Source organism: Paenibacillus nitricinens (assembly GCF_052056485.1).
Lineage (GTDB): Bacteria > Bacillota > Bacilli > Paenibacillales > Paenibacillaceae > Paenibacillus_AQ > Paenibacillus_AQ nitricinens.
Genome location: NZ_CP183948.1, coordinates 221,146 through 246,550, shown reverse-complemented (window position 1 = coordinate 246,550; position 25,405 = coordinate 221,146). Strand labels below are relative to the sequence as shown.

The 25,405-nt window shown below is 42.7% G+C and carries 21 protein-coding genes and 1 tRNA gene; 10 read left to right on the top strand and 12 right to left on the bottom strand.

Annotation, left to right across the window (positions count from 1 at the left end):
- Positions 1-14: 14 nt before the first annotated feature.
- The 4 genes from ACN6KS_RS01165 (at position 15) to ACN6KS_RS01150 (ending at position 4,526) form a co-directional block, all read left to right on the top strand.
- Entirely contained in the window at positions 15-755 is a 741-nt protein-coding gene (locus tag ACN6KS_RS01165; RefSeq protein WP_094877525.1) for a response regulator transcription factor, read from the top strand.
- Complete coding sequence (locus ACN6KS_RS01160; RefSeq protein ID WP_440961145.1) at positions 733-2,100, top strand: sensor histidine kinase; 1,368 nt, start codon at positions 733-735, stop codon at positions 2,098-2,100. The genes ACN6KS_RS01165 and ACN6KS_RS01160 overlap by 23 nt, the downstream gene beginning before the upstream one ends.
- A gap of 153 nt (positions 2,101-2,253) precedes the next feature.
- Complete coding sequence (locus tag ACN6KS_RS01155; protein WP_094869217.1) at positions 2,254-3,009, top strand: SDR family NAD(P)-dependent oxidoreductase; 756 nt, start codon at positions 2,254-2,256, stop codon at positions 3,007-3,009.
- A gap of 176 nt (positions 3,010-3,185) precedes the next feature.
- Positions 3,186-4,526, top strand: a complete 1,341-nt coding sequence (locus tag ACN6KS_RS01150; RefSeq protein WP_440961144.1) for an FAD-dependent oxidoreductase — start codon at positions 3,186-3,188, stop codon at positions 4,524-4,526.
- Between the two features lie 53 nt (positions 4,527-4,579).
- Here ACN6KS_RS01150 and ACN6KS_RS01145 read toward each other — a convergent pair whose 3' ends face one another.
- The 4 genes from ACN6KS_RS01145 to ACN6KS_RS01130 all read right to left on the bottom strand — a co-directional run bounded on the left by ACN6KS_RS01145 (position 4,580) and on the right by ACN6KS_RS01130 (position 11,328).
- Positions 4,580-5,974: an MATE family efflux transporter gene (locus tag ACN6KS_RS01145; protein ID WP_440961143.1), complete on the bottom strand. Its 1,395-nt coding sequence runs from the start codon at positions 5,972-5,974 to the stop codon at positions 4,580-4,582.
- 120 nt (positions 5,975-6,094) lie between these two features.
- Positions 6,095-6,178, bottom strand: a tRNA-Leu gene (locus ACN6KS_RS01140).
- A 137-nt stretch (positions 6,179-6,315) separates the two neighbouring features.
- Complete coding sequence (locus ACN6KS_RS01135) at positions 6,316-10,689, bottom strand: bifunctional 2',3'-cyclic-nucleotide 2'-phosphodiesterase/3'-nucleotidase (RefSeq protein WP_440961142.1); 4,374 nt, start codon at positions 10,687-10,689, stop codon at positions 6,316-6,318.
- 261 nt (positions 10,690-10,950) lie between these two features.
- On the bottom strand, positions 10,951-11,328 hold the full coding sequence (locus ACN6KS_RS01130) for a hypothetical protein (RefSeq protein ID WP_440961141.1): 378 nt from the start codon (positions 11,326-11,328) through the stop codon (positions 10,951-10,953).
- 153 nt (positions 11,329-11,481) lie between these two features.
- Here ACN6KS_RS01130 and ACN6KS_RS01125 point away from each other — a divergent pair, with 153 nt between their 5' ends.
- Positions 11,482-11,901 carry a hypothetical protein gene (locus tag ACN6KS_RS01125; protein WP_440961140.1) on the top strand — a complete coding sequence of 140 codons (420 nt, stop codon included), beginning with the start codon at positions 11,482-11,484 and terminating at the stop codon, positions 11,899-11,901.
- 37 nt (positions 11,902-11,938) lie between these two features.
- Here ACN6KS_RS01125 and ACN6KS_RS01120 read toward each other — a convergent pair whose 3' ends face one another.
- The 5 genes from ACN6KS_RS01120 to ACN6KS_RS01100 all read right to left on the bottom strand — a co-directional run bounded on the left by ACN6KS_RS01120 (position 11,939) and on the right by ACN6KS_RS01100 (position 17,519).
- Positions 11,939-12,853: a polysaccharide deacetylase family protein gene (locus ACN6KS_RS01120; protein ID WP_440961139.1), complete on the bottom strand. Its 915-nt coding sequence runs from the start codon at positions 12,851-12,853 to the stop codon at positions 11,939-11,941.
- A complete protein-coding gene (locus ACN6KS_RS01115) occupies positions 12,825-14,147 on the bottom strand; it encodes an MFS transporter (RefSeq protein WP_440961138.1) in 1,323 nt (440 codons plus the stop codon). Before ACN6KS_RS01115 ends, ACN6KS_RS01120 begins: the two co-directional genes overlap by 29 nt.
- 186 nt (positions 14,148-14,333) lie before the next feature.
- Complete coding sequence (locus ACN6KS_RS01110) at positions 14,334-14,873, bottom strand: DUF1854 domain-containing protein (protein ID WP_440961137.1); 540 nt, start codon at positions 14,871-14,873, stop codon at positions 14,334-14,336.
- Entirely contained in the window at positions 14,866-17,061 is a 2,196-nt protein-coding gene (locus ACN6KS_RS01105) for an ABC transporter ATP-binding protein (protein ID WP_440961136.1), read from the bottom strand. The genes ACN6KS_RS01110 and ACN6KS_RS01105 overlap by 8 nt, the downstream gene beginning before the upstream one ends.
- Before the next feature lie 269 nt (positions 17,062-17,330).
- Positions 17,331-17,519, bottom strand: coding sequence for a hypothetical protein (locus ACN6KS_RS01100; RefSeq protein ID WP_094877757.1), 189 nt, complete (start codon positions 17,517-17,519; stop codon positions 17,331-17,333).
- Positions 17,520-17,821: 302 nt separating this feature from the next.
- On the opposite strand from ACN6KS_RS01100, the gene guaD reads away from it, so the two are divergent.
- Together guaD and ACN6KS_RS01090 are read left to right on the top strand one after the other, a co-directional pair.
- Positions 17,822-19,186, top strand: coding sequence for a guanine deaminase (guaD, locus tag ACN6KS_RS01095; protein ID WP_440961135.1), 1,365 nt, complete (start codon positions 17,822-17,824; stop codon positions 19,184-19,186).
- Between the two features lie 38 nt (positions 19,187-19,224).
- Positions 19,225-20,577: a uracil-xanthine permease family protein gene (locus tag ACN6KS_RS01090; RefSeq protein ID WP_440961134.1), complete on the top strand. Its 1,353-nt coding sequence runs from the start codon at positions 19,225-19,227 to the stop codon at positions 20,575-20,577.
- Positions 20,578-20,631: 54 nt separating this feature from the next.
- Here the strand turns inward: ACN6KS_RS01090 and ACN6KS_RS01085 are convergent, their stop codons facing one another.
- Positions 20,632-20,973 carry a nitrous oxide-stimulated promoter family protein gene (locus ACN6KS_RS01085; RefSeq protein WP_094874444.1) on the bottom strand — a complete coding sequence of 114 codons (342 nt, stop codon included), beginning with the start codon at positions 20,971-20,973 and terminating at the stop codon, positions 20,632-20,634.
- Positions 20,974-21,169: 196 nt separating this feature from the next.
- Between ACN6KS_RS01085 and ACN6KS_RS01080 the strand changes: the two genes are divergently transcribed.
- Together ACN6KS_RS01080 and ACN6KS_RS01075 are read left to right on the top strand one after the other, a co-directional pair.
- The gene (locus tag ACN6KS_RS01080) at positions 21,170-21,652 is read left to right on the top strand and encodes an RNA polymerase sigma factor (RefSeq protein ID WP_094874445.1); all 483 of its coding nucleotides are present in this window, start codon (positions 21,170-21,172) and stop codon (positions 21,650-21,652) included.
- Positions 21,649-22,257 (top strand): zf-HC2 domain-containing protein, encoded by a 609-nt coding sequence (locus tag ACN6KS_RS01075; protein ID WP_094874446.1) that lies wholly within the window; start codon positions 21,649-21,651, stop codon positions 22,255-22,257. Before ACN6KS_RS01080 ends, ACN6KS_RS01075 begins: the two co-directional genes overlap by 4 nt.
- Before the next feature lie 86 nt (positions 22,258-22,343).
- On the opposite strand, the gene ACN6KS_RS01070 is transcribed toward ACN6KS_RS01075, so the two are convergent.
- Both ACN6KS_RS01070 and ACN6KS_RS01065 read right to left on the bottom strand, forming a co-directional pair.
- Complete coding sequence (locus tag ACN6KS_RS01070; RefSeq protein WP_094877762.1) at positions 22,344-22,991, bottom strand: 2OG-Fe(II) oxygenase; 648 nt, start codon at positions 22,989-22,991, stop codon at positions 22,344-22,346.
- A gap of 135 nt (positions 22,992-23,126) precedes the next feature.
- Entirely contained in the window at positions 23,127-24,515 is a 1,389-nt protein-coding gene (locus ACN6KS_RS01065) for an MFS transporter (RefSeq protein ID WP_440961133.1), read from the bottom strand.
- Between the two features lie 305 nt (positions 24,516-24,820).
- Between ACN6KS_RS01065 and ACN6KS_RS01060 the strand changes: the two genes are divergently transcribed.
- Positions 24,821-25,291 (top strand): MarR family winged helix-turn-helix transcriptional regulator, encoded by a 471-nt coding sequence (locus ACN6KS_RS01060; RefSeq protein ID WP_094874547.1) that lies wholly within the window; start codon positions 24,821-24,823, stop codon positions 25,289-25,291.
- Positions 25,292-25,405 lie beyond the last annotated feature (114 nt).

Below are 25,405 nucleotides of genomic sequence, written 5' to 3'. Positions count from 1 at the left end.
CTGGAGGTAACGAAATGAATACCAACTATCTCATTGCCGTAGTAGACGATGATCAACATATACGTAATCTTGTAGAAGCTTATTTACAAAAAGAAAATTACCGCACGATTGGCCTTGGCAGCGCTGAGGAAGCATGGACCTTATGGCAGACAAGCCCCCCGGATATGTGGGTGCTCGACGTTATGCTGCCCGGCATGGACGGGTACGAATTTTGCCGGCGAATTCGCAATGAAGCCGAAGTACCCATTATTATGATCTCCGCAAGGGATAATGAAGTGGATAAAATATTAGGCTTAGAGCTTGGCAGTGATGATTATCTGGTCAAGCCATTCAGCCCTCGGGAGCTAGTTGCTCGCATTAAACGCCAGTTACAACGGTGGTATAAAATGAGTAATCCAATGGAATCCGCAAGTAGTAGTCCACACACACCGACGCATATTGAAGTTAGCCACCTACAGTTATTATTGGATGAAAGACGAGTGTTCTGGCATGGAAAGGAGATTGAACTCACTAGCAAAGAATTCACCCTTCTAAAAGTGTTCGCAACTTCTCCGAATCGCGCATTTACAAGAGATGAGCTACTAACCCATGTATGGGGCGATGACTATTTCGGGAGCGACCGTGCCGTAGACCATTTAATTAAACGAATGCGAAAAAAGCTGGATCTGCTGCCGATTGAAGCCGTGTGGGGACATGGCTATCGCATGCGTATTGAGGAAGGAGTGGAAATCAATGAAGCTAGCTCATCAGATTAATTTTGCTTTTAGCATTGTATTGGTGTTACTCCTGTCTATTACCGCTTTCGTGATCCACTTCGTGCTGCTCAATCATTTCGTTGGAACACAAAAGGCGGAATTACGAACCCTTGGTACAGCCATGTCAGCCACTATGATTCAAGAGAGTGCACAAAGGGCCGATATAGAGACTGAAATCCGTACATTGCCAGCGTTCATGTCCTCCTCTGTAGGCGCAGCAAACGTCGAAGCCATTCTTAGCGATGAGACAGGAAAAGTATTGTCCACCTCATCGAATATGAGTTCGATCACGCTAGACTCCACTTCGCAGTTTGTCGCAGGTCAGACCTCTGATCTCCAGAGCATTTGGAATGGAACAGATACCAGATATATAACAGAAGTGAAAGCCACGCCAATAGGCACGCTAACTCTGCTTACACCCATGAGTGCAGTTACAACGATTGAACAAGCGCTGCTCAAAAGACTACTGATCGTTTTCGGTGCAGCAGGCGCATTTATGTTCCTATTTGCTCTATTTATCACAAAAAAACTAATCCAACCTCTAATGAAGCTACAGCAAGAGCTGAAAAAGGTAAAAGAACGCCACTTCTCTGAAGTTAAGCTGATTAAAGCTGGTGGAGAGATTGGCGCTGTTGCTAAATCTGTATATGACATGGCTGGCGAATTGAATCGTTTTAACCACGTGCAGAAGCAATTTTTCCAGAATGCCTCCCATGAATTAAAAACCCCGTTGATGTCTATTTCTGGTTATGCTGAAGGGATCAAGGATGGCATCTTTGAAGGGGAAGGCATCGATAAAGGTCTGGATATTATTATGAGTGAGAGTAGTCGTCTGAAGAAACTCGTTACGGAGATGACCCTACTTGCCAAGCTGGATAGTGAAGAGGATATATTTAGATCTAGCGAGATCTCTCTGGATGATTTAGTCGTAGAAACGATTGAACGTATGAACCCTCTTTTAATAAAAAAAGGGCTGACCCTACATGTAGCCTACGATGATTGTAAGCCACTTACGATCCGGGCTGATAGAGATAAGCTGCTGCAAGCCCTTCTGAATGTAGTTTCCAATGCCACTCGTTATGCCAACAAACATATCTACATTCATGCTTTTATTAAAGATGAACAAGTTCAACTATCCGTTAGTGATGATGGTCCTGGCATTTCAGAAGACCTGCTTCCATACCTGTTCCACCGATTTGTTAAAGGAAAAGATGGTGAATCAGGATTAGGCCTAGCCATATCCCGTGCGATCGTCGAGCGCTCCGGAGGTCTGATCACGGCGGGGAACCGTAGAGATGGTGGAGCGATAATTTCCATAGGCTTCCCTTTATTTATCCATAATTAATTTTAAACTCATGAGGTGGGAATGATATAAATTTCACTTCATAGTAAAGTTAGTTACTAATTTGGGTAAAGTATGGAGAAGAACAATTATCCCTTAATACAGATAAGGGTTTGGACATGCGGCAACATTTTTTTCAAATAAGGAGATGTCAACATGAATAGACTCGAAGGGAAAGTTGCAATCATTACAGGTGGAGCTGGCGGTATCGGTAAAGGAATGGCCATGGCATTTGTTAAAGAAGGCGCCAAGGTAGTTATTATCGATCTCAACGAAGAAGCTGGTAACCAAACCATTAAGCAATTACAAGCATATCAACCTGAATCAATCTTCATTCAAGCCAATCTAATGGAGCACGATAAACTTTCAGGTATTACACAGCAGGTGGCTGAGAAGTTTGGAAAAATAGATGTTTTGGTCAACAATGCACATGCATCTAGAATGAGTTCGATCGAAGAAATGACACAGGAGGATTTGGATTTATCTTTTAACACCGGATTCTATCCTACCTTCTATTTCATGCAAGCCGCACTACCTTATTTAAAAGAAACTAAAGGAAAGATTATAAACTTTTCATCGGGCGCTGGGATTAATGGCGATGTCAATCAAGGTTCCTATGCGGCCGCAAAAGAAGCCATCCGCGGAATTACTCGTGTAGCCGCCAATGAATTTGGCCCATTCGGGATCAATGTAAACCTCATCTCTCCTATCGCTAATTCACCTGGCATGATGGAGTGGGCAGAAGCGAACCCAGAGTACTACCAAAGCATGATTTCGAAGATCCCTTTGAGAAGACTGGGCGAGCTGGAAAGTGATATCGGCCGTGTTGCAGTATTCCTAGCTAGCGAAGATTCCGACTATATTACGGGTCAAACGATCATGGTCGATGGTGGATCGATTAAATTACGATAAATTATACTCTATCCTATGAATGACTAAGAGATTTCCTTTTTTGGAGATCTCTTTTTTGCCTTCAATTCTCCTTATTATTCGTTTAATGACCTTCGGATTTAGGGTAATAATAAAGTAACATGCTATTTATGCATATGCATAATCTAAAACATCCTGTGTGACCCGGAGGTATTAAAATGAACAAGTTTGACGCTATTATTATTGGTTTCGGTAAAGGTGGAAAGACCCTTGCCACAGAACTAGCTAATCGAAAATGGAAAGTAGCCGTGATTGAACGCTCTAAGAAAATGTACGGTGGAACTTGCATTAACATCGCCTGTATCCCTACGAAATCCTTAGCTTATCAAGCCCATCAAGGGGAAGATTATATAGAAGCGGTCCATAATAAGGATCAGCTTATTTCAAGTCTACGCCAAAAAAATTACGATAATCTAAATCAGAACGAGAATATAGAAGTTATCAATGGTGAAGCTTCCTTCTTATCGGATCACGAAGTCCAAGTAAAGGATGCAGGTGAGACGAAAATCTTAACCGCCGATAAAATCTTCATTAATACGGGCGCTGAAACCATCATTCCTACTATTGATGGGATACAAGATAGTAAGTTCGTATATACCAGCACATCCATTATGGATCTTAAGGAGCTCCCAACTAAACTAGCCATCATTGGTGGTGGTTATATTGGATTGGAATTCGCTTCGATCTACAGTCAATTCGGCTCACAGGTTACGGTGCTGGAGGGTTCCTCGAAATTCATTCCTAAAGAAGACCGCGATGTCGCGGACGCCGTCCTCCAAACCTTTACCAAGAAGAACATTGAGGTCAAACTGAATGCAAAGATTATAGGACTGAAGGATGTTAATGACGGAGCCATCATCTCCTATACTATAGACGGTACTATTCAAGAGTTGGAAGTCGATGCTGTGTTAGTTGCAACGGGGAGAAAACCAAACATTGAGGGTTTAAATTTAGAAGCCGCCGGTGTTGAAGTGACCGATCGGGGGGCCATTAAGGTAGACCCTTCTCTAAAAACCACTGTTCCCCATATTTGGGCTCTCGGCGATGTCAAAGGCGGTTTACAGTTTACCTATATCTCACTAGATGATTATAGAATTGTAAGAAATGATCTCTTCGGGGATCATTCCCATACCACAAATGACCGTGACGTTGTTCCATATAGCGTATTTATTGATCCCCCACTATCCAGAGTAGGAATAAGTGAAGAAGCCGCCGTGGAACAAGGACTTGAAATCAAAGTCGCTAAGTTACCTTCAGCAGCTATCCCCCGTGCCCGCTTAATCAATGAAACCGAGGGCTTCCTAAAAGCAATTGTAGATGCAAAAACCAATAAAATCCTAGGAGCTACATTGTTCTGTGCGGAATCCAGCGAAGTGATTAATATCGTGAGCATGGCAATACAAACAGGGCAAGATTTTACCTTTCTGAGAGATCATATCTTTACTCACCCTACAATGAGTGAAGCTTTGAATGATTTGTTCTCACAGATCAAAGAATAATACTACACGCATGGCAAACAAAAGACACCCACACGGGGTGTCTTTTACTTTTACTATATCACACGATGCTGAACCCACTTCTTACCCATGAAGCGCCGTAGAAATATGAATCCTCTAATTCCCCACTCACAGTTCATAGCTAACCAAACCCCAAGTAGACCAAAGTCGAGAACAATCCCTAAGAGGTATCCGAGTACTACACGGAACAACCACATACTCAACATAGACACCATAGATGTGAACTTGGAATCCCCCGCTGCTCTAAGCGCTGACGGTGTTAAGAAGCTAACAGACCACAGCGGTATTTGTACGATTGTATTAATAAGTACAATTATGAAGATATCCCTCACAATCTCTGCAGGTGGATGGAACATCGACACTAGCGGATGGAAGAAAGGCATAACTAACAATCCCATCACCACAAAGGAAAGGGAAGATGCTACGAGAAACGATTTAATAAATTTCCGGGCATCCTTAACATTATTGCTTCCCATACATTGTCCGACCACTGTAATAATCGTCAAAGACAGCGCATTACCCGGAATTTGCATAATCCCCGCAAAGGAAGAGGCAATAGCGTTTGTAGCAAGCGCGTAAGTACCGAGACTGACGATAAAGACTTGCGTCAGAATCTTACCACCATTAAAGAACATCTGCTCTGCCGCAAAAGGCATACCGATGAACATTATTTTTTTGAGCATAGAGAATTGAACAACCAATAAGTCACGAATTCGAATATGCAATTCATTGTCCATCCGGAACAAATAATAAAGAGCGCATATCGCACCCAAATATCGGGCTATATTTATAGAAATGGTCATCCCAAGAACGCCCATATGCAAAAGGTTAATAAATACGAGATTCAAGAGGACGTAAACTAAATTCATAATGAGCGATAGCGCAAGCGAGGCTCTCGTCCTTCCGATTCCTCGAAGAGCACCACAAACTGCCTCTACCACAGCTATTCCAAGATAGGAGATGCAGCTCCCAATTAAATAGATTCGGGCGTTGTGCATTACCTCTGGCGAGGCCGCTCCAAATAGTAAGTTGAGCAGCGGATTGTGAAAAAGAATGCCAAACATACCAATAACAAAAGCCATAAGGGAAACCGATGAAGTGGCGCCTGCGGTAGCTTTTGATACCATAAGACTATTGCCGCTTCCTTTATACTGCGCTACGACAACCGTACCACCTGTTGATACCGCGATAAACACACTAATGAGAAAAAGATTAAGGGAATCAATCATGTTCACCGCACTGATAGCCGCCACACCGGACGAACTGATCATGGCCGTATTCACTAGATTCAGCCCCACTATAAAGGCCTGATCTACCAGAATAGGGATAAATAAAGCAATCATATGGCGATAATCTAACGATTCTCCTGAAAAATATTTTTCAAGAAACCGCACACTTCGCTTCGTATTGACATTTACAATAGGTTCCATCTTCGCTTCACTTCTTTTACATTAGAGTTATCCAAATTTGAAATATCCTTATAAATAGAAAAAGGCTCTTCAGGTTGAAGAGCAATTCAAAAGTACAGCTAATTTATAAGCACTTAGGTATGCGGTCGAGAGGACTCGAACCTCCACGGGGATTAACCCACACGGACCTGAACCGTGCGCGTCTGCCAATTCCGCCACGACCGCACAAAATATAAAAGAACCATGCAGTGCAGAACTAAATTATCATATATTAGCGCAAAGGGCAATACCTAATGTGAAAAGAAAAAGTGTACCGAGTCCCTATTAGGGATCATCGATACACTTTTAGAAGAACTATCGGATTATGAAGCTTGTTCAAGCATACGGTAGATAATGACTGCCGCTTGAGCGCGGTTAGCTATGCCCTTAGGTGCAAATTTACCACCCTCAACACCGTTAACAATTCCCATTTGGGTCAGTTGTGCTATAGCGTCCTGTGCGTAAGGAGCAATACTGGACTTGTCTGCAAACTTGCCCAGCGCTGCATTCTTATCAATCGGCTGTAGTTTATCCTTCAATGCATTAGCAATCATAATCGCCATCTCTTCACGAGTCACTTCACGACCCGGTTCAAATTTACCATTTCCAGAGCCTTTTACAAGTCCGGCTTTCACCGCAAGGGCGATAGAATCCGTGTACCAAACTCCTTGTTTAACATCGCTGAATGAACTGGTTGTTGCCGAACCCGTCAGATTCAATGCGCGAACCAGCATCGTAATAAACTCTGCTCTAGTCACTGTTTTGGTTGGCGCAAAAGTATTTGCATCCAATCCTTTTATAATGCCCTTAGCAGCCAATGCTTGAATAGCTTCCTGTGCCCAAGCTACCTTACCCAGATCTTTGAAGTTTGCTGCTGGAGCAGTAGTTGGCGCTGGTGTTGCTGTTGGTGCTGGTGTTGGCGCTGGTGTTGCTGTTGGTTTTGGTGCTGTTGTTGGCGCCGTTGTTGGTGCCGTTGTTGGTGCCGTTGTTGGTGCCGTTGTTGGTGCCGTTGTTGGTGCCGTTGTTGACGTTGGTGTTGGTGTTGCCGTTGGACTAGGTGTCGGTGTAGGATTAACTTCCTTCAAATTGTTAACAATCCGACCTTCAATAGCTGCTTTAATCTCTTTTCTATCAAATGTGTTCACAATATAATCGTAGAATACGTCCAAGTCAATAGGCCCAGCCAATGAGTCACTAGCTTCAGTCAGAACCTTGTAATTATCCCCACCTGCAGCCATAAAGTTGTTTACTACAGCTGTATACTTCTGCGTAGGATTAATTGCTTTTCCATCGGTTAATGTGAGACTCGCGATGCGATCAGCTACTGGAAGATACATGTCTGCTGTATATTTCAATCCCGAAATTTGCAGCGTTTTGATATCTGATGTTCCATCAGCTTTTACATTCCATTGCTGTTGCAACAACGTTTTAATTTGCGCTCCAGTCAGTGTCAGCTTCACAAGCGTGTTGCCGAATGGCTGAATTTTGGCAAGGTCTCCGAAGGTCACAGGACCCTTTGGAAGATCCGCACGAATACCACCTGGATTCATAAAGGCAAAATCAGCAGCCTTTGCACCATCACCGAAATCAGCAGTACGCATAGCGTCAGCAATCAGGTTACCAAGCGCAGCCTCATTGTTGTATGCATCAGTACGAGTGATAGTTCCGTCTGTTGTACCTACTGGTTGAGTAAGTTCAGGATGTTTCTCAAGGTAAGTATTAACCAGCGCTACACTTTCCGGATCCGGTGTTACACCGTCATGGAAGGTCGAGATTACTACAGCAGACATTTCCTTCACATCACCTGTTTTAGGATCAATGATCAGCTTGATATCTTCAAATGCAGTACCGTAAGAGTATGCTTGTACAATCAGTTTGCCGTTTACCATTCCATTTGCCAGAGCATGGTTATCACCAGCAACGATAACGTCAACAGGGGAGTTGGCAGGAAGCGCATTAGCTAGATCAGCTGCTTCACCTGTAGTTTTGCCATCTTTAGTTGTGGCAGGATCATGCGCAAGCACGATAATCGTTTCAACACCCTTAGATTGAAGCTCTTTAGCATATTTTTCAACAGCTGCCACTTCCTCCTCAGGAGTGAGGAAATATACGCCAGCTGTGCCGGAAGGCGAAACTTTGCCTGGTGTAGCCTTCGTTACAAGGCCAATAAAGCCGATTTTCACACCGCCCACTTCTTTAATTACATAAGGCTTAATAATCGGGTCGCCAGTTTTGGCATTCACCGCATTGGCATTCACATAGTCAAAATTCGTACCCTTGTGGGTAACATTGCTGTCTTTAGGGTCCACACCGCCATAAAGTTGCGTCATTAGTGCATCGACACCTTGGTCAAATTCATGGTTACCCAGGGAACCCACATCAAATCCCATCATGTTCATCCACTCAATCGTCGGTTCATCGCGTTCAAGCGAGGATACAGGAGCGGATGCACCTACGGAATCTCCGTTGTGGAAGAGTAGAGCATTGTCATATTTAGCCCGTGTTTCCTTCAGATAAGTCGCAAGAATAGCAGCTGTTCCCACATTCTTGTTACTTACTGTAGAAACTGTATCCAGTTGACCGTGGAAATCATTGATTCCCAGAAGGTGAACTTCTACATCTTTAACTGGGAGAGCCAGTTTATAAATACTAAATCCCTTAATATCTTTTGCACCAGTGTCCTTAATGTTGGATGGCATAACCGCTGCTGCATCCGGTGACGATGTAAACGTAATATTCACTTCATCTGAAATAGGAGCCAAAGACCAGTTGCCATCTGCAGAAGGGTCTATAGTACCTACTTCTTTAATGTAGTCCATGAGGATCTGGCGATTCTCATCCTGAGAATCGACTACCATCTCTGAACCTTTCACACCCGGGAAGTTCCCACCACCACTTGCGCGGTAATTGTTAGTCACAACAATAAAATCTTGGTTCGGATCCAACGTTTTACCGTTATACGTAATTTGCTTCACACGACTCGATGAAGCATCGTTAATTGTTCCGGTAGGGGTATATTTTGCAGGTTTAGTTACATCAATTGTGTATTTAATGCCATCAATGACATCGAAGTTATAAACCGCAAAATCTCCATTGAGCAAACTTTGTGAAGCTATGCTTTTCACATCGATGGTATTAAATGCGCCCGCACTCATTTCAACCCATTCCTTAACAACAGAGCCTTTGACTTTAATAGCTTTCAGCGTGTTGTCATACAGGTACAAGTCACTCGCACTGCGAATAGTCAGCGGACCTTTCTCAATACTCGTATACTCAGAAGGACCGTTGCGTCCAGCCTTGAAAGGAGCACCTACGCTGAGAATTGGAAGATCCTTATACTGTGGAAGGTTAGTATTAATATACTTCTCCACATACCACTTCTGGGCATTGGTAACAATTTGCACGGTTGGATCATCCTGAACCATTGCGAAATAGCTGTTCATCGGAGCGGTAGTAACGCCGAGCTCTTGACCTGTATAGTCAATAGTAGCTTGGTGGTCTGCTGCAACAGCAGCATCAACAGCAGCATCCGGTTTAGCATTGGCTATGGAGCGGGTCGAAGCTTTAGAGTTCTTTTTGTCGACTTTCCATTTGCCGGCTTCCTGCACCAGATTAAGATCAATCAGACCCAAGTAACCCCCACCATAACCTGCTTGTACAGCCGGAGTACTATTAATGTGGCCGTAAACATTATCAACAACGGATTGAGCGTTATTATATGGTAGTTTTGTTAATGGATCTTTAAAAGAAGCATCAAGCGTTGCATTGTCACCTGTTGGGAACACTTTGTGGGTGTGTGAGAAGGTAATCGCATCGATGCCTTCAACTTTGCTTAAAAGATTGATAGCATTTTCTGCATCAGTACCCGCAACTGCAGTTGCATCGAAGCCGGTATGTGCCATTGCTACGATTACATCGGCTCCCTGAATTTTCATGTCAGGAACAAATTTCGCTGCAGTTTCTGCAATGTCCTTGGCGATGACACGGCCTTCCAGATTAACCTTGTCCCATTCCATAATCTGAGGGGTTACAAGGCCAAGTACGCCGACCTTAATTTCCTGAGGTTGGTTATCGCTATCCATTATCGTCTTGTCGATAATTACATAAGGTTTAAAAGCATTTACGTCATTATCTGGATTACCATCTTTGTCATCAATATATATATTGGCATTTACATATGGGAAATCGGCACCGCTCAATGGATTATTATCATAGCCTTTAATAGTACGATTTAAGAATTCCAGTCCGTAATTAAATTCATGATTACCAAATGTGGCCACATCATATTGCATAATATTCATAGCCGCAATCATAGGGTGTAGCTTGGTCTCTGATTCCATCAGGTTACTTTCGTTCGCAATATAAGTCCCCAGTGGAGTACCTTGAATCAGATCCCCGTTGTCGAGCAAAAGATTATTAACAGGATATTCGCTTCTAGCATAAGTAACCAACGTAGCCGTTCGATCGAGCCCTACTGTTGTAGAGGCTGCATTCTTAAAATAGTCCCAGCCGTAGACATTCGTGTGTACGTCCGTGGTGCTCATCAACCGTAGTTTGGCTGTGGTATCGGATGCGGCTTCGGCTTTGTCCGGACTCCAAACCGTACCCAAAACGACACCACCTAGTACCTGTGCTGAAAGCACTGCAGTTGCTAGTACAGAAGCGAGAGGCTTGTTCCATCGTGTCTTCCATCCCATAAAGATTTATTCCCCCTAGTATTTTTACATAATTTCGGTGATATTATATCACACAAACATGACGAAAAAGTATAGGATTGTAAAATTAATATAAATTCGTGTCAAATATAATAACGTGTGAAGAAAGACCTAGGTCACATTGTGTTTTTATTAGATCAAGAGTCTCTAGACATACAAAAAATACACCTTATACAGATGCACCCTAAGAAAGCGCATACATAAGGTCTAAAAGCGTCGAATCTTTATCTGACAATAACTCTCTCAAGACCCACTCATGATGGCAGTAAACCCAAAGCAAATTGCCGTGATTAAAGACAAAGGTGACATCACAAGTCTTTCTTTTTTACTCTTCGATAATATATTCATTACGGTATTGAGAATTAGATAGACTGCGAAAAAATAACATACGCTTCTATCAAAAGGTAATCCTATAGAAATCACGTTTCCTGCCTGCAACAAGTACAAGATTGCAATCGATTGTATAACAACTGAGATCGCACACGCAATCCTCATCTGTGAGGGCATGATTCTATGTTTGCCACCCATTGCAAATTCACCATAAGGTAATCCTAAAGACAGTAATATGTAAAGAATCGCCGCTCCCGCAAAAGTAATACTCCCAATCCATGCAGATAACACCCTTCCACCCCCTTCACTAATTGTTATTCAAATCTTATAACCTCTCCTCATCAATTTTTGGACTTTATTTTCATATTAATGATGAACTCGCACAAGCAACACCGGAATATCTGAGTAATATATAATTAAATAGACCAATGAGGTGATCCACAAATGTCAAACAGAGCAAAAATTCGCAAGCGAGCTGAACAGCTCAAGGGTAGACCTGTGTGCGTTACGCTTCATGATGGACGTACGTATGTAGGTTGGATAACTGGCCTCGATAAGGATGGATTGACCCTTTCCAAACCACGTAAAAATAAAAATAAAAACAAAAAATCAAAAAAACACACTTCTTCCCGCTCCCGGAAAGCGAACGTATCCGGACTCATGCCATTATTCGGCTCACTCTTCGGAATGGGAGGAGGGGCTGCTGGCGCTGCCGAGGGTGCAAGTTCAGGCGCTTCAGGATTCGGTGGAATTATGGGCTTCGTAGGGATGATCCAAAGAACAATGCCGGTTATGAAAATGGGCTACAATATGATTAGATCTATTTCTCCATTCTTGAATGGGCTGAAGGGTTTAATGGGATAGTCAAAAGACACCCCGCAAGGTGTCTTTTTATTTTTCCTCATGAAGTTATCAGTTTCTTCAAAAGTATCCCCGCAGATCTTACCCGTGAGCGCTTTAGATGCTCCTGTACGTAGCGATAGTCCGTCAATTCAACACTAGCATCACGAATCGCATAGGTAAAATCATCATCAAAGGGTAGACGGTATTCCCAGACTCGCTTCTCCCAATGTGGTATATTTGCAAGCATCCATGGATCGTCGATTCCGGGATGAATATAGGTTTCACTAACACCATCAGGTAGCGAATATAGCTTATCAATAATAGATTTTTTGAAACGATCGTACGTCTCACCCTCATCTACACCAAAGGGATGCGACAACAAGTAATCAGGAATCGGAACTCCAAGTGTATCGGCCAGCCCGGATCCAAGTGCAACAGGACGTTCAATATTTTTCAGCGATCCTAACAGGGGATCCTCAGGATGGATGTATCGAAAGAACCGTGATGGCAATCCCCAGCGCGAAATTCTCCACAACGTCTGCGGAAGCAAGCTGCGTCCCGTTTCCATGCCATATAAACTTCCCATATGGTTGTCTACATGACTAATCACGATGCCGGATTGTTTCACTCTCTCATACTGCGCAACAATCTCCTTTAGCACAGCTTTTGTCTGCGCCCCCTGTTCAAACTCTTTTACCGTCTTATATTGATGCCCGCCATCGTCATGTAGTGAAGAGTCCCCCGTCAGGCTGCTCCAGCGTAAAGCCTCAAACTCACTAGTCATTGTCAAATGAAGGCCCACATTTCGTTGTTGCCTACGGCTACACCATCTAGCTGCCTCCTCGAATCCAGGGGCCACCGCCATTATCGTCGCTGAAGATACTTTTCCTTCTTCTAACAGATGCATAATCGCCTGATTCATGGCAGGGCTTTGCCCAAAATCATCACAATTGATGATTAATCTTTTGCTCATAGTCAGCATCACCTCTCAATTGCCCCGTAAATGTGAATTTAATCGTAAAAGATATGACAACAGATATGGCTAGCAGACATAACGGCACCACGCTTATTAAATACCGGAACGTTGCTTCTGGATCAGACCCTGGATCATCGCCACCCTTGTAACCAAAGATCATCCCTACAATGAAAAAAGCCAGCGCCGAGATTAATCCGCTCGAACGAGTGATAAATCCGCTTACCGCGGTATAGATGCCTTCTCTTCTCAGACCTGTCTTCTCCGCATCCTCATCAATAATTTTGCCACCTACGATTGCCGGGGTTACTAGAAATCCTGCTAGTCCGAAACCGACAACAATACCAGCGGCTACACCACTTACAAGATCATAACCGAACCATAGCGGAATGACAGATAAAGCATATAGGATAAGCGATAGCCGCCATGCCTTGACCCCGTCCATCTTACGAATAATCCAATACCACACGAACACTAATGGAATAACCGAGACAAAGACAGCTGCGAGCATAATAGACACCTGTGTTTCTGAAATATGTAGAACATATTTTGCATAAAAGGGAATCATCGAGCTTACAAGTCCATTCACCGTTTGGGCAAAAGAGTTCGAAATATTAAACACCCAGAACTTCTTATTCCGAATCGTCTCCCGAAACGCCGGAATGAGCTTCAATGGTTCGGTCTTAGTAGTCTCTTTCTTCTCTTGAACGTTCATCATGCATAAGAACATAAACACGCCGAAGACACAGGCATACACAATAGCCATATTAGAGAAGTTAATCGCTGCGAAAAGGATTGGCGTTAGAGCCGTACCGATTAACAGAGCGACCACTTGATACCCTTGCTGAATCGCCGAGGCTTTTGCCCGAATACGATCTCCACGGAAGAGCTCCGGAAGCAGCGCGCCATAGTTCACCCACAAGACCGTAGCCACAGCCTCATAGAAAATAAGCGTCACTAGAAACCAAGTGAAGAGTCCATTCTCAGATAAACCGCCGGGGGGAGAGAACACCAGCACAAACGCCAGCATAAACAAAGGGATCGATCCGAACACCCAGGGTCTACGCCGACCATAGCGGGTATTTGTCCGGTCTGACCAATATCCAAACAACGGATTATTCACCGCATCCCAGATCAGAAAGATTGTTCTGGCCAGTGTAGCAAGTCCAATGCCCAAGCCCAATTTCTCCACATAAAAATAACTGTAAAAAGAACTAAAAGCCTGACTGGGAACCATCATCGCAAACATTCCATAAGCAAAGGTGTACGGCGAGTTCATCCATTTATGCTTCACTCACATACCTCCATATAGTAAATTATCTAGTTGTAATATATTACCACATATGCTGGAAGTTTAGTGACAAATTTGCTCCAATCTAATGCGTCTCCTCATCATAAATGGAGGGATAACCGCGCATGTTTACACAGATCAAAAAAAAGTGCTCAGTAGTATAAACTACCAAGCACTTTGCTTCTGCCACTATAAAACGTCTTTCAGCTTATTCCGACTCTGAATATCCAAAGTGGAATAATCACGAATTTCGCATCTTTTTCCATTGACGTCAGTCAGAATGATGCGGTTAAGACTCGGGTATTGCATATGCTCATGCAGGTTACGCATAACGATACGAGTCTGCCCCAGATTCGTTTGCAGCTCCCAAATCCACATATCTGCCTTCTGTTTGATGGAATCAATTCGGGTCACAACGGGAAGAAAGTAGCGCAGCTGCAATTCTTTGTCCACTCCCCCCCGACTTTCCTCATCCAGCTGATCAATGTCACGAATGACACCAATCTCCTCACTCTTAGAATTCCTCACAGAAATATACTGGGTGTTGTATTGAAAAGGAAATATACGAAAAAGGATTAGCTCTTCATAAACCTTACCTTCTACTACCCCTTGAAATACCCCACCTTGACTACGGTTAAAGGAAATCAGACCCGGTTCTAAAATGTTAATTTCATAGGGATCTTTATCTTGAGCTTTCAATTCATCACTGACACTGATTGGATCACTCATGCACTTCTACCCCCTTGATCTGGGACATTTCTTTCTGTGCCTCGACCAGTTTGAAGTAAGCCCCTTCTACTGCTAGCAATTCTTCATGCGTACCCACCTCAATAATCTTACCGCGTTCCAGCACGACGAGCCGATTGGCATTTCTTAAAGTGGACAATCGATGAGCAATGGCGAATGTCGTTCTACCTTTGACCAGACGCGAGATGGCTTCTTGGATTTGCCGCTCAGTCACTGTATCCACAGAAGCCGTTGCTTCGTCCAGAATTAGAATCCGCGGATCGTGAATTATTGCTCGGGCAATAGACACTCGCTGCTTCTCCCCTCCGGATAACTTATGCCCACGTTCTCCTACCCTTGTGTCATAGCCATCAGGTAGCTGAACGATGAAGTCATGTGCATTGGCAATTTTAGCAGCACGCATAATTTCTAGCTCTGTAGCATCCGGTTTAGAATAAGCGATATTCTCAGCAATCGTGCCGTCGAACAGGAATGTCTCCTGCAGCACTACACCGATCTGACTCCGGAGGTCAGACTGGCTAATATTTCGGATATCCACTCCGTCGATGGTGATGGTGCCCTCATCTGTGTCATAGAATCGGCAAATCATATTGATGAAGGTCGACTTCCCAGCACCTGAATGTCCGACCAGACCAATCATCTCTCCTGCGCCTACTTTTAAATCCACGTTCTTGAGCACAGGGTGATGCTTTTCGTATCCATAAGTGACCTGTTTAAACTCTACCTCACCATTAACACGACCAATATCAGCTGGGTTCGTCGTATCAGGCACATCCGATGGTGTATCCATAATTTCAAAGACCCGATCTGCTGCTGAAATCGCATGGCTGGCCCAATTGATCATTTGACTTACCCACTGCAAAGGTCCGAGGAGCATCCCCAGGTAAGTAACCAAAGCGATTAGCGTACCAATAGATAATTGTCCGTCAAGCACCGTTCTGCCGCCATAATACCAAATTAAAAGCGTACCAACGCCAGCAACTAACGCAAAAGCGGGAAACATTCCCTGCCACAAGCCTTCAATCCGGATATTGTGCCGCACCAATTCCTTATTAGCGACAGTATAACGGGACATTTCCGTAGTTTCCTGACCAAATGCTTTAACCACACGAATTCCCTGCAAAGAATCGCCCACCAAAGCGTTTAGTCTAAAAATAGATCTCCACTGCTGGTACCACCGTCTGCCAATCATCGGCCATAACACAGTCGATAGAACGACCATAAGCGGCATAGGCAGCATGGCTAGCAGCGTTAGCTTCCAATCCATACTAAACATAATCGCGAAGATTGCGATCACCCTTAATGATTCACCCGAGACCCATATTACGCCATCTGTCATGAATTGCCGCATCGCCTCAGAGTCATTATTTACCCGTCCAATGAATTGCGAAGACTGTCTTCGATCGAAGAAAGATAGCGACAATTTCATCAAGGAATGATACACATCATGACGCAGATCACCCATAATTTTCGAGCCAATCCATACCCCGATAAGTCCACGCACAGTCTGCATTAGAGTAACCATCAGAGAGGTGGCAGCAAGCCCAATTACAATCCATAGTAACGTTGAACCCATGTCCTTTTTTGTTAGCACGTTATCTACAATCATTTTCGTCAAAAAAGGTGGAACAAGCTCTATCAATGTAGTGAAAATCAGCATAATTGCTGCTGCGATCATTTGGATTTTATACGGCTTCGCGTAACCTAACATCCGAAAGAGAACCTTACCGTTACTTTTACACACCGGACAGGTCTGAGAATCGTCTGGCAGCGGATTGCGGCATTTCGGACAATGTCTTGGAAATTCTTTTTCAGAAGCCGTTGGCCGCTCCTCCCCTTTAGCTACAGCAGCAATTAATTTAGACGCATATCCAAATATAGAGGTAAGCGATGCGGTATAACGTATAAGGATGATTGGACCCTCTTTAGTATCAACAAGTAACGAACCGCCGCCTATCCCACCTACTACTCGAGCATCGGCTATACTCGAAACAAAAAACTTCGAAACCATTTCCCCGTCTGTTCCCCAAACGGACACTTCCTTCTCTGTCAATACAAGCCATTGCTCGCCGAATTGTCCATCATTCATTAAATCAGTTCCAAAGTGGAATAACGGCTGTTCCGTAAGCTGCATTTCTATAGACTTGGGAAGTTTATCAACAAATGGCATTCTTTTTCTCCCCTTTCTTTACCCACCTATTTACTCACAAATATTTACAGCGGTAAAGATGAAAGAATGACTATAACTGTTTTGTATAGTCACTTGGACAACCCAAAAAAGACACCCTAAAGGGTGTCTTTTTCATTATTTTCTATGATACTGGCTATGTCCTAAAAACAAATCCCGATCGATTCATTTTTATGTATAACGGGTCAACAAATGCTCCTGCGCTAATTTCATATCTTAACCAAATCGATCGGATTCCAGAAATTCATTCGTTATTTTCGACGGCGAATATTCATGCGATTATACATCACTAAACCGGCGACGACCATGCCCAGTGTACCTATACTACTCGCTACTTCAGTCTGCATACCAAACAAAATACATACGTTAGTCACCAGGCTTCTCGTAAGCAACGCGACAATAATTAGCATGATCGGACGCCAAAAGTTATATCTTCTCATTTCAGTAACACTCCTAACCCATTTTTCTTAAGCGCTTAACCTAATTTATCTATATGTATTATAGCATAAGTAAGTAACCGCATACATTTTACGTAATGCTAATAGCCGAAAAGGACATTATCTTCAAAGTATCTCCGAAGGAGATTGCCGAAGAGCGTATGTAAATTCATACATTTCGATCTAGTTAGAGCATAAATCAGTAACTAACATTCGTTTTCGTTCGACTTTTGGTGTAGACTTATCAGTTTTTACGGATTATAATAACAAACATACACCAAAAGACGAACATTAAGGCGGATAATATGAATAAATATATGCAAATATTCCTAGGGACTTCATTTTCAAGTAAATCACCTAAGGAAATTCAAATTTTAAAAGATCACCTCTTCTGTATAAATAGAGATGGAATGATAGAAAGGATCGTTTCTCCAGAAGCGCCGGACTATCAACCATTACTAGATACTTACCAAGACCAAGGCAACTTCCATCGATTAGGGGACGGTCAGTTTTTCTTGCCCGGCTTTATCGACTTGCATGTTCACGCGCCCCAATGGGCTCAATCTGGAACGGCATTAGATATTCCACTCTATGACTGGTTAAATACTTACACCTTCCCATTGGAATCTAAATTTTCGGACCTGGATTTTGCAAAAAAGGTCTACGATGATGTGGTTGACACTTTACTAGCGAACGGAACGACTACAGCTCTTTATTTTGCAACGGTGCATAAAGAAGCCAGTTTACTGTTAGCCCAAATCTGTGCGGATAAAGGGCAACGCGGACTCGTTGGAAAAGTGGTAATGGATGATCCACAAGGAAATCCAGAAAGCTATCGCGATGCTGACACCCAAACGGCACTAAAAGATACGGAAGAATTTATTTTAGCTGTAAAAGAACTAGCCAAATCGACTAAGCAAGGCGTTTACCCTGTAGTGACACCTAGGTTCATTCCAAGCTGTACAGATAAGGCATTGCAAGGTTTAGGTGAATTAGCCGCTAAATACGATACTTATATTCAATCGCACTGTAGTGAAAGTGATTGGGCGCACGGTTATGTAAAAGAACGATTCCAGAAAAACGATGCTTTTGCCTTGCATGATTTCGGTCTGCTCAGTGATAAATCAGTCATGGCACATTGCAATTTTTTGGATGAGGATGATGTGGATTTATTTGCGGAGACAGGAACGGCTATTGCACATTGTCCGATCTCGAACGCTTATTTTGCCAATAGTGTGATTCCGATCGCACATTTCCATTCCAAGGGTGTGGAGATTGGTTTGGGGTCTGATATTTCCGGAGGTTTCTCACCTAGTCTATTCGATAACATAAGACAAGCTGTAATGTCTTCAAGAATGCTTGAGGATGGCGTTAATCCCTCCCTTCCTGCACAAGAGCGTGGATTACTAGGATCACGAATTATGATTGATGAATCCTTCTATCTTGCTACTGCTGGTGGCGGAGAAAGCTTAAGTTTACCTATCGGCCGGATATTAGAAGGCTATACGTGGGATGTTCAAATCATCGATACAAAAGTACCATCGGCTAGACTGCCTCTCTTTGATGGGAATGAAGATTTATACGACGTGTTTCAAAAAATAATGTATCTAGCTCGACCTGAGAATATCCGCGAGGTCTGGGTGCAGGGTGAAAAGGTTTATTCACGTTAAGGACCGAAAAAACTAGAAAAGTTAAGGTGGGCATCTGAGTGGAAACACAAGCAAACGTACAAGATCAAGCACCATTAAAGTCACAACTATTAACCGTTCTACCCGATGAAAAAGTTTCATTCAGTAAATCCATCATCTTAGGCTTTCAACATGTATTGGCCATGGACGTTTATGTGGTTCCGTTCCTGATTGCAATGTTAATCGGCTTACAGCCGAATCAGTCAAGCGCGTTAATTCAATCTACCTTTATTGCTGCTGGACTTGCAACGATTGTGCAGACTTATTTCTGTATGAAGCTTCCTATCGCTCAAGGTCCTTCCTATGTTCCGCTTGGTGCGATCGTCAGTATTTATGCCGCTAGTGGCGGCGGCGAGCTGGGCTGGAGTTCCGTGTTAGGTGCCAGCTTAATCGGTGCGATTCTAGTTATTATTTTGGGCTATGTCGGAATCTTTAATAAAATCGTTAAGAACTTTATCCCACCCATTGTAGGTGGTACGATCATATTCATAGTTGGTCTTTCTTTATTACCTGTTGCTATAAGAGACAATATCTATGGAGCTTCAGGCGCTTCAATCAATCAGAACGTTTTGTTAGCCCTTATTTCAGCGGGCACACTCCTTTTATTCGTGATTCTCGGTTCTATGTTCCGTAATAAAGGATCGATCTTCCGAATTATTTCCGTCATGATGGCATTAGTAGTTGGATGTATCTCTGCTAACTTGATGGGTGTGTTAGATTTCTCAGCGATTAGCAAAGCGAACTGGTTTAGCATGCCGCGTATCGCTTTTGTAGATTTCGGATTCTCGTTCAACTTTTCGGCTATTATCACCATGGTTATTATTTATCTCGTACTGCTAGCGGAAACAACAGGTACCTGGTTTGCTGTCAGCAACGTAATCAATAAACCTTTAACAGACGAACAAATTAATAAAGGGGTTATCGGTGAGGGGATTGGCTGTCTTATTGCTTCTGCACTCGGTTCAACACCTGTTACAGGCTATTCTACCAATGCGGGCATTATCTCCATCACAGGTGTTGCCTCCCGCCGGGTTTTCCTCGCTGTTGGAGGATGGTTTGTCCTCTTCGGTTGTTCTGGTAAATTAGCTGCTCTGATTTCTTCCATTCCATCCGCTGTAATCGGCGGCGTCTTCGCTATCGTCTGCGGGATCATTGCAATTAATGGTGTGCAGGTGATGAAGAACGTAACGATTGGCGAGAAAGAAATGTACATTATCGCAATACCGATGATTATCACGTTAGCTTTGGTGCTCATTCCTGGCGACTACTTGCATTCCTTACCTTCATTCGTGCAATATTTATTGGGCTCACCTATACTAGCGGCTTCATTAGCAGCGATCTTACTGAATAAACTACTGCCAAGTGGCAAATAGAACGTAAAAATGCTAGATCATAAAACGGACATCCAATGATGTCCGTTTTTTTTCTTATTTTCTCAGCTTATTGGGTAATGGAATATGCCTAATTGACTCAATGGGATGATATAGTAACATCCATGGACCTGAAAAACGCATAACCCCTTTTATTCTTTGACGATACTCCGGTTTATAACAATGAATAGGGCATTTAGCACAAGCCGTTTTCACTTCCCCGAACTTACAATAAGCTAACCTCTTCAGAGCATAATCGTTTAGATCCTGACATTCGTTGCAAAGCCCCTTATGGTGATGTTTTTTCTTACAATATATACGAATCATTTTTGTGACAATATCTTGTTCTTTTTGAATTTTAGGACCTTCGTTTAATTGTCGGGTTACCTTTATTGTCATTTATGAGCCTCCTTGTAACTTCTACAATAAGATCTCATCTAATTATAGAGGAAAAGCAGTCCTTCTTTTTTTACATTTCTAAGGATTTTTATCATACTACACACCCAAGGCGTTATTTCGTTATACTCATAATATTTTTAGAAAGGCTGTAACGTTTATAGCTTTTTACGGATATATAACCTGAGGAGGTGAACGAATGCAGGACAACGAGGAATTATACAGGGAATATTCAACCCAAGTATATAAATTCGTATTTAGTTTTTGTCATAATCATTTACTGGCAGAAGAAATCACCCAAGAAACTTTTTATAGAGCTGTAAAGTCCATACACAAATATGATGGAACCTGCAAAGTATATGTATGGCTTTGTCAGATTGCTAAGCATGTATGGTATCAGGAGCTGGACAAGCAACATAAAAGGAAGTCTTATGAACTAGATGATCCTCCTGTTTCTAGCGCAAATTCAACTGAATCTCAATTCATTCTTGCACAAGACAAAATGGAATTGTTTAAACAGCTTCATTTACTTGATCCCAATACCAAGGAAGTACTGTATCTGCGTTTGACTGGGGAATTCAGCTTTCGGGAAATTGGCGAGATTCTTGGAAGAGATGAGACCTGGGCGAGAGTTACCTTTTACCGTGGAAAACAAAAACTGATGAAAGGAAGATCTACATGAAATGCGAAATCATTCAGGATTTATTACCCTCCTATATTGAAAAGCTCACCTCTTTACATAGTAACGAAGAGATTGAAAAACATCTGCAATCCTGTGAAAAATGCCTTCAATCTTATAATGAAATGACCGCAACAGCAAATCTAAGTCTGCCTATTGTTGATCAAGAGGAGGTTAAGAAACTTAATTATTTTAAAAAGGTAAAAACAAAAAATATAAAGACGCTCGTCTTTTCCCTCTTAACAGTGATCATACTGGCTACAGCCCTTGTTGGACTTTTCGTTATTGGTTTCCCTGTATCCACTAAAGATGTGGCCATTGATTATCAGAAGACAAAAACTCGTCTGGAGGTTCACCTAACTTTGGAAAACGGCAAGGACTTGGTGTTCTCAGGGAAAACTACATTTATCCGTGATGAGAATAATAATGTGATTGGTTCCGAAACTAGATATAAGCCTAGAGGTTTGCTTCATAACCCCTTTGATAATGTTGGAACAGAGGTGATGTTGGGGACGGAGATTCATAGCGATCTGGATTTTTCGAATACATTTATCCTTGAATTTAAAGACAAAACTATGACGTTCATTAATGGTATTTTGGTGGAATAGACATTGCCGTTAAATTCGAAAAAAGACACCTATTTAGGTGTCTTTGCTGATAATCCATATGGAATCATATTGGAAGATATAGTTGTTTAAGAGGAACGAAGGGCTTGCCTTCTCATCCACATCGTTGCCACCCATTTTTCACCTTTGATCACTGGTGTACCTGCATGCAGGGTAGACTCATTTAATTCATGATTATCATAAAAATATTCGAAGTAGACCGCCATACCTTTGTTAGGACTTACGGATAAATTAAGCATAGGGAACGCTGTTTCTCCGCCTTCCTCCACATCATTTAAATACATCACTAGCGTACTAATTCGATTATTGCTACTTGCTCGACTCGTTTCTGCGAAGAAATCATAATGGGGTAGATACTCTTGGCCAGGGATATACAGCAGGACTTGCAAGCCATCACCATGCTCGACAGGAATATTCATAATTTGAGAGAAACGTTTCTCGATTCTAGTAACCGTCTCATTCTCCTCACAGAACACACCACTGCTCGTTCTAATTGGATTGACCACATGGTCTTCGCCTATTTTTGAACGTTGCAATCGTTCCCTAGAATATTCAATTAGCTCATGGCATTCCTCATCGCTAAGCACATTTCCTAGTAAGACAACTAGTGGCTCCTCATACTTGGCAATAATTCGAATCTCTCGATCTTCTGTCTTGATCGTATTTCCAGCATGATCAAATATCGTCCGTTCTTTGTCTGTACTATTCCCTATCATCCTTATGCAGCTCCTAGGTTATAACATCCATCACAAAAAACATACCATAAAATGGTTTTATTTGCTTGATTACTTCGTGACATCCAGTATCCAGCTTTATAATGTTTTTCTTTGATCCGTAGATGGCATAACCTCTTAAATCTCCATTCCTTTTTTATTCTTCCTCGACCCGGAAGCACCCGTACCAAACTGATAACGGTACAGCACAACTACAGCAATAGTCACCAGGGACATAACGAGAAAAATATTACTATACACATGGGCAGTAACATTAGTATTCAGAGGATTGAACTGCACAGCGGCAGTGCCCTTGTCTAGCATTTTCCCAACCACGCTCATAGCCATCGCGCCAGAAATGAAATTGATCATGGAGAGTAATCCCATGCCAACTCCGGTCTCCTCTTTTGGCAGCGTCCGCGAAATCGTATTGGACATTGAGATTTGCATGAAGGTCTGACCTACGTTTCCTAATATTAAAATAATGGCAATAAAATATGCCGATACCCCAATAAAAGTAGATAGTAGGGAGAACGCTAGAAATAACAATACCGAAGCCACGAACACAAGTGCCAAATTGCCGCGATCATCAGCCAATCTGCCACCCTTACGTCCCATGATCGCTGAAGCAATTGCTGCTGGCACTAACACAAAACCAATGGTCGAAGGAGTCAAGCCATTCACTGCCGCTAGAAATTGTGGGGTCATGAACGTCATACTAAAGCTCATCGCTGTCGTTGTAAAAGCAAGCAGCAACCCGATCGAATAGGTTTTGTTACGGAACAATACTGGTTTAATAAAAGGCTCCACAGCTTTCCGAATCCGAATGATGAATAAGGCCAGCAAAACAAGCCCTCCAAGGAACAACCACACTTGCATCTGAGTGATGGCAAGTAAGAGGATTGCGACTGCTGCAGCTAATAACCCGCCGCCAAGAACATCAATACTTCCTGTCTTCCCTTTCACATTATCTAAATACTTCTGAAAAAAAGGGAGTGTCAGTAGCGGAAGTAAGGAAAGAACAAACATAAGCCTCCAGCTTCCAAAGCTGGTGATGAGGCCTGCAGCGACCGGTCCCAAAGCATTACCAAGCGCTAACCCAACCGCAGAAGTTCCAAGTGCCCGCCCCCTCTTCTCGGGAACAAAATAACGAATTGGAATGATCATTGCTGTTGCAGGAAGAACGGAAGCACCGGCAGCTTGAATTACACGGCCCAGAATAATAATCCAAAACTCACTAGCAAGCAGACCTATTAATGAACCGAGAGCGAAGATAAGCAGTCCATACGTTAATAAATCCTTCAACCGATATTTATCTGCTAATTTCCCCATGACGATGGAACCTACCGCGTATACCACCATATAACTAGTCATCACCCAACTAACCTGAGAAGGAACAAGATTGAACTCTTTGCCGATCTCAGGAAGAGCTACATTGAACATCGTACCGTTCATAACTGAGAATATTAAGGTAACTACAAGTATTTTTAGCAGCTTATCTGCATTTTCTGTGGATGTATCTGACATAATCTAAACCTCTTTTCTGATTCAGAATGAATTATAAGTAAAAAGATAAATAGTGAGTATCCTCAGTATTATATAATACTGAGGATACTCACTATTTTCTCTGGTGTCAAGGTATATCCTTTATTTCGAGCCTCTTGGTGCACGCTTCACCAAACTACAAACATTCTGTTTCACCGAACTATAGTTGAATACACCTTATAAGAGTATAATTTAAAGAGCACACTCATTAAGAGTATCCACATATTGACCCATCTCACGAAATTGAGAATAAAAAATTGACAATAAAGTCAAGGAGGCCCTACATCATGAACACAGATCATCCCAAGGCGATAGACGTCATCCACATATTAATGAGATCAACCAACTACATTAAAACAGAGTTTCAATCCCAGTTATTAGCGCTTAATACGCCTTATCATCTCTCCGGCCCTAGATTGCGTCTGCTCTCAGTCGTCGCGGAAGCAGGCAGTATCCGCATGAATGAGTTAGCCGTTAAATTAGGGATCAAAGCACGTACCGTTACCGATTTTATTGATGCGCTTGAGCAGGATAAACTCCTTGTTCGAATTCCTGATCCAACCGACCGACGCGCTACACTGATCCAGCTTACGGAGCTTGCGCAATCCACTATTGAGCAAGTTCTTGCTTTCCAAGATACAGTCGCTGACAACATGCTGGACAATCTCTCGCTAGAGCAAAGAAAGCAATTCTATGACCTTCTATTACAGCTAACCAAAAACAAAGCAATTACTGAGCTATGTGAAGAAGCTAAGTAAGTTAGAGCCACGTCGAGGAACTTCCTCGCTAAATTTATCAATAAAATATCGGATACGCCCATTCACTTATCTCCGCTCCTACATACAATGTTTTAGCCCATTCATTAAGGAGTG

Bases quoted from the DNA above. Each gene is read 5' to 3' on its own strand.
- ACN6KS_RS01160 (WP_440961145.1), top strand. From the start codon at position 733: ATGAAGCTAGCTCATCAGATTAATTTTGCTTTTAGCATTGTATTGGTG.
- ACN6KS_RS01145 (WP_440961143.1), bottom strand. From the start codon at position 5,974: ATGGAACCTATTGTAAATGTCAATACGAAGCGAAGTGTGCGGTTTCTT.
- ACN6KS_RS01110 (WP_440961137.1), bottom strand. From the start codon at position 14,873: ATGAGTGATCCAATCAGTGTCAGTGATGAATTGAAAGCTCAAGATAAA.
- ACN6KS_RS01125 (WP_440961140.1), top strand. From the start codon at position 11,482: ATGTCAAACAGAGCAAAAATTCGCAAGCGAGCTGAACAGCTCAAGGGT.
- ACN6KS_RS01135 (WP_440961142.1), bottom strand. From the start codon at position 10,689: ATGGGATGGAAGACACGATGGAACAAGCCTCTCGCTTCTGTACTAGCA.
- ACN6KS_RS01155 (WP_094869217.1), top strand. From the start codon at position 2,254: ATGAATAGACTCGAAGGGAAAGTTGCAATCATTACAGGTGGAGCTGGC.
- ACN6KS_RS01065 (WP_440961133.1), bottom strand. From the start codon at position 24,515: ATGTCAGATACATCCACAGAAAATGCAGATAAGCTGCTAAAAATACTT.
- ACN6KS_RS01150 (WP_440961144.1), top strand. From the start codon at position 3,186: ATGAACAAGTTTGACGCTATTATTATTGGTTTCGGTAAAGGTGGAAAG.
- ACN6KS_RS01100 (WP_094877757.1), bottom strand. From the start codon at position 17,519: ATGAGAAGATATAACTTTTGGCGTCCGATCATGCTAATTATTGTCGCG.
- ACN6KS_RS01060 (WP_094874547.1), top strand. From the start codon at position 24,821: ATGAACACAGATCATCCCAAGGCGATAGACGTCATCCACATATTAATG.
- ACN6KS_RS01075 (WP_094874446.1), top strand. From the start codon at position 21,649: ATGAAATGCGAAATCATTCAGGATTTATTACCCTCCTATATTGAAAAG.
- ACN6KS_RS01165 (WP_094877525.1), top strand. From the start codon at position 15: ATGAATACCAACTATCTCATTGCCGTAGTAGACGATGATCAACATATA.
- ACN6KS_RS01120 (WP_440961139.1), bottom strand. From the start codon at position 12,853: ATGAGCAAAAGATTAATCATCAATTGTGATGATTTTGGGCAAAGCCCT.
- ACN6KS_RS01105 (WP_440961136.1), bottom strand. From the start codon at position 17,061: ATGCCATTTGTTGATAAACTTCCCAAGTCTATAGAAATGCAGCTTACG.
- guaD (WP_440961135.1), top strand. From the start codon at position 17,822: ATGAATAAATATATGCAAATATTCCTAGGGACTTCATTTTCAAGTAAA.
- ACN6KS_RS01085 (WP_094874444.1), bottom strand. From the start codon at position 20,973: ATGACAATAAAGGTAACCCGACAATTAAACGAAGGTCCTAAAATTCAA.
- ACN6KS_RS01080 (WP_094874445.1), top strand. From the start codon at position 21,170: ATGCAGGACAACGAGGAATTATACAGGGAATATTCAACCCAAGTATAT.
- ACN6KS_RS01070 (WP_094877762.1), bottom strand. From the start codon at position 22,991: ATGATAGGGAATAGTACAGACAAAGAACGGACGATATTTGATCATGCT.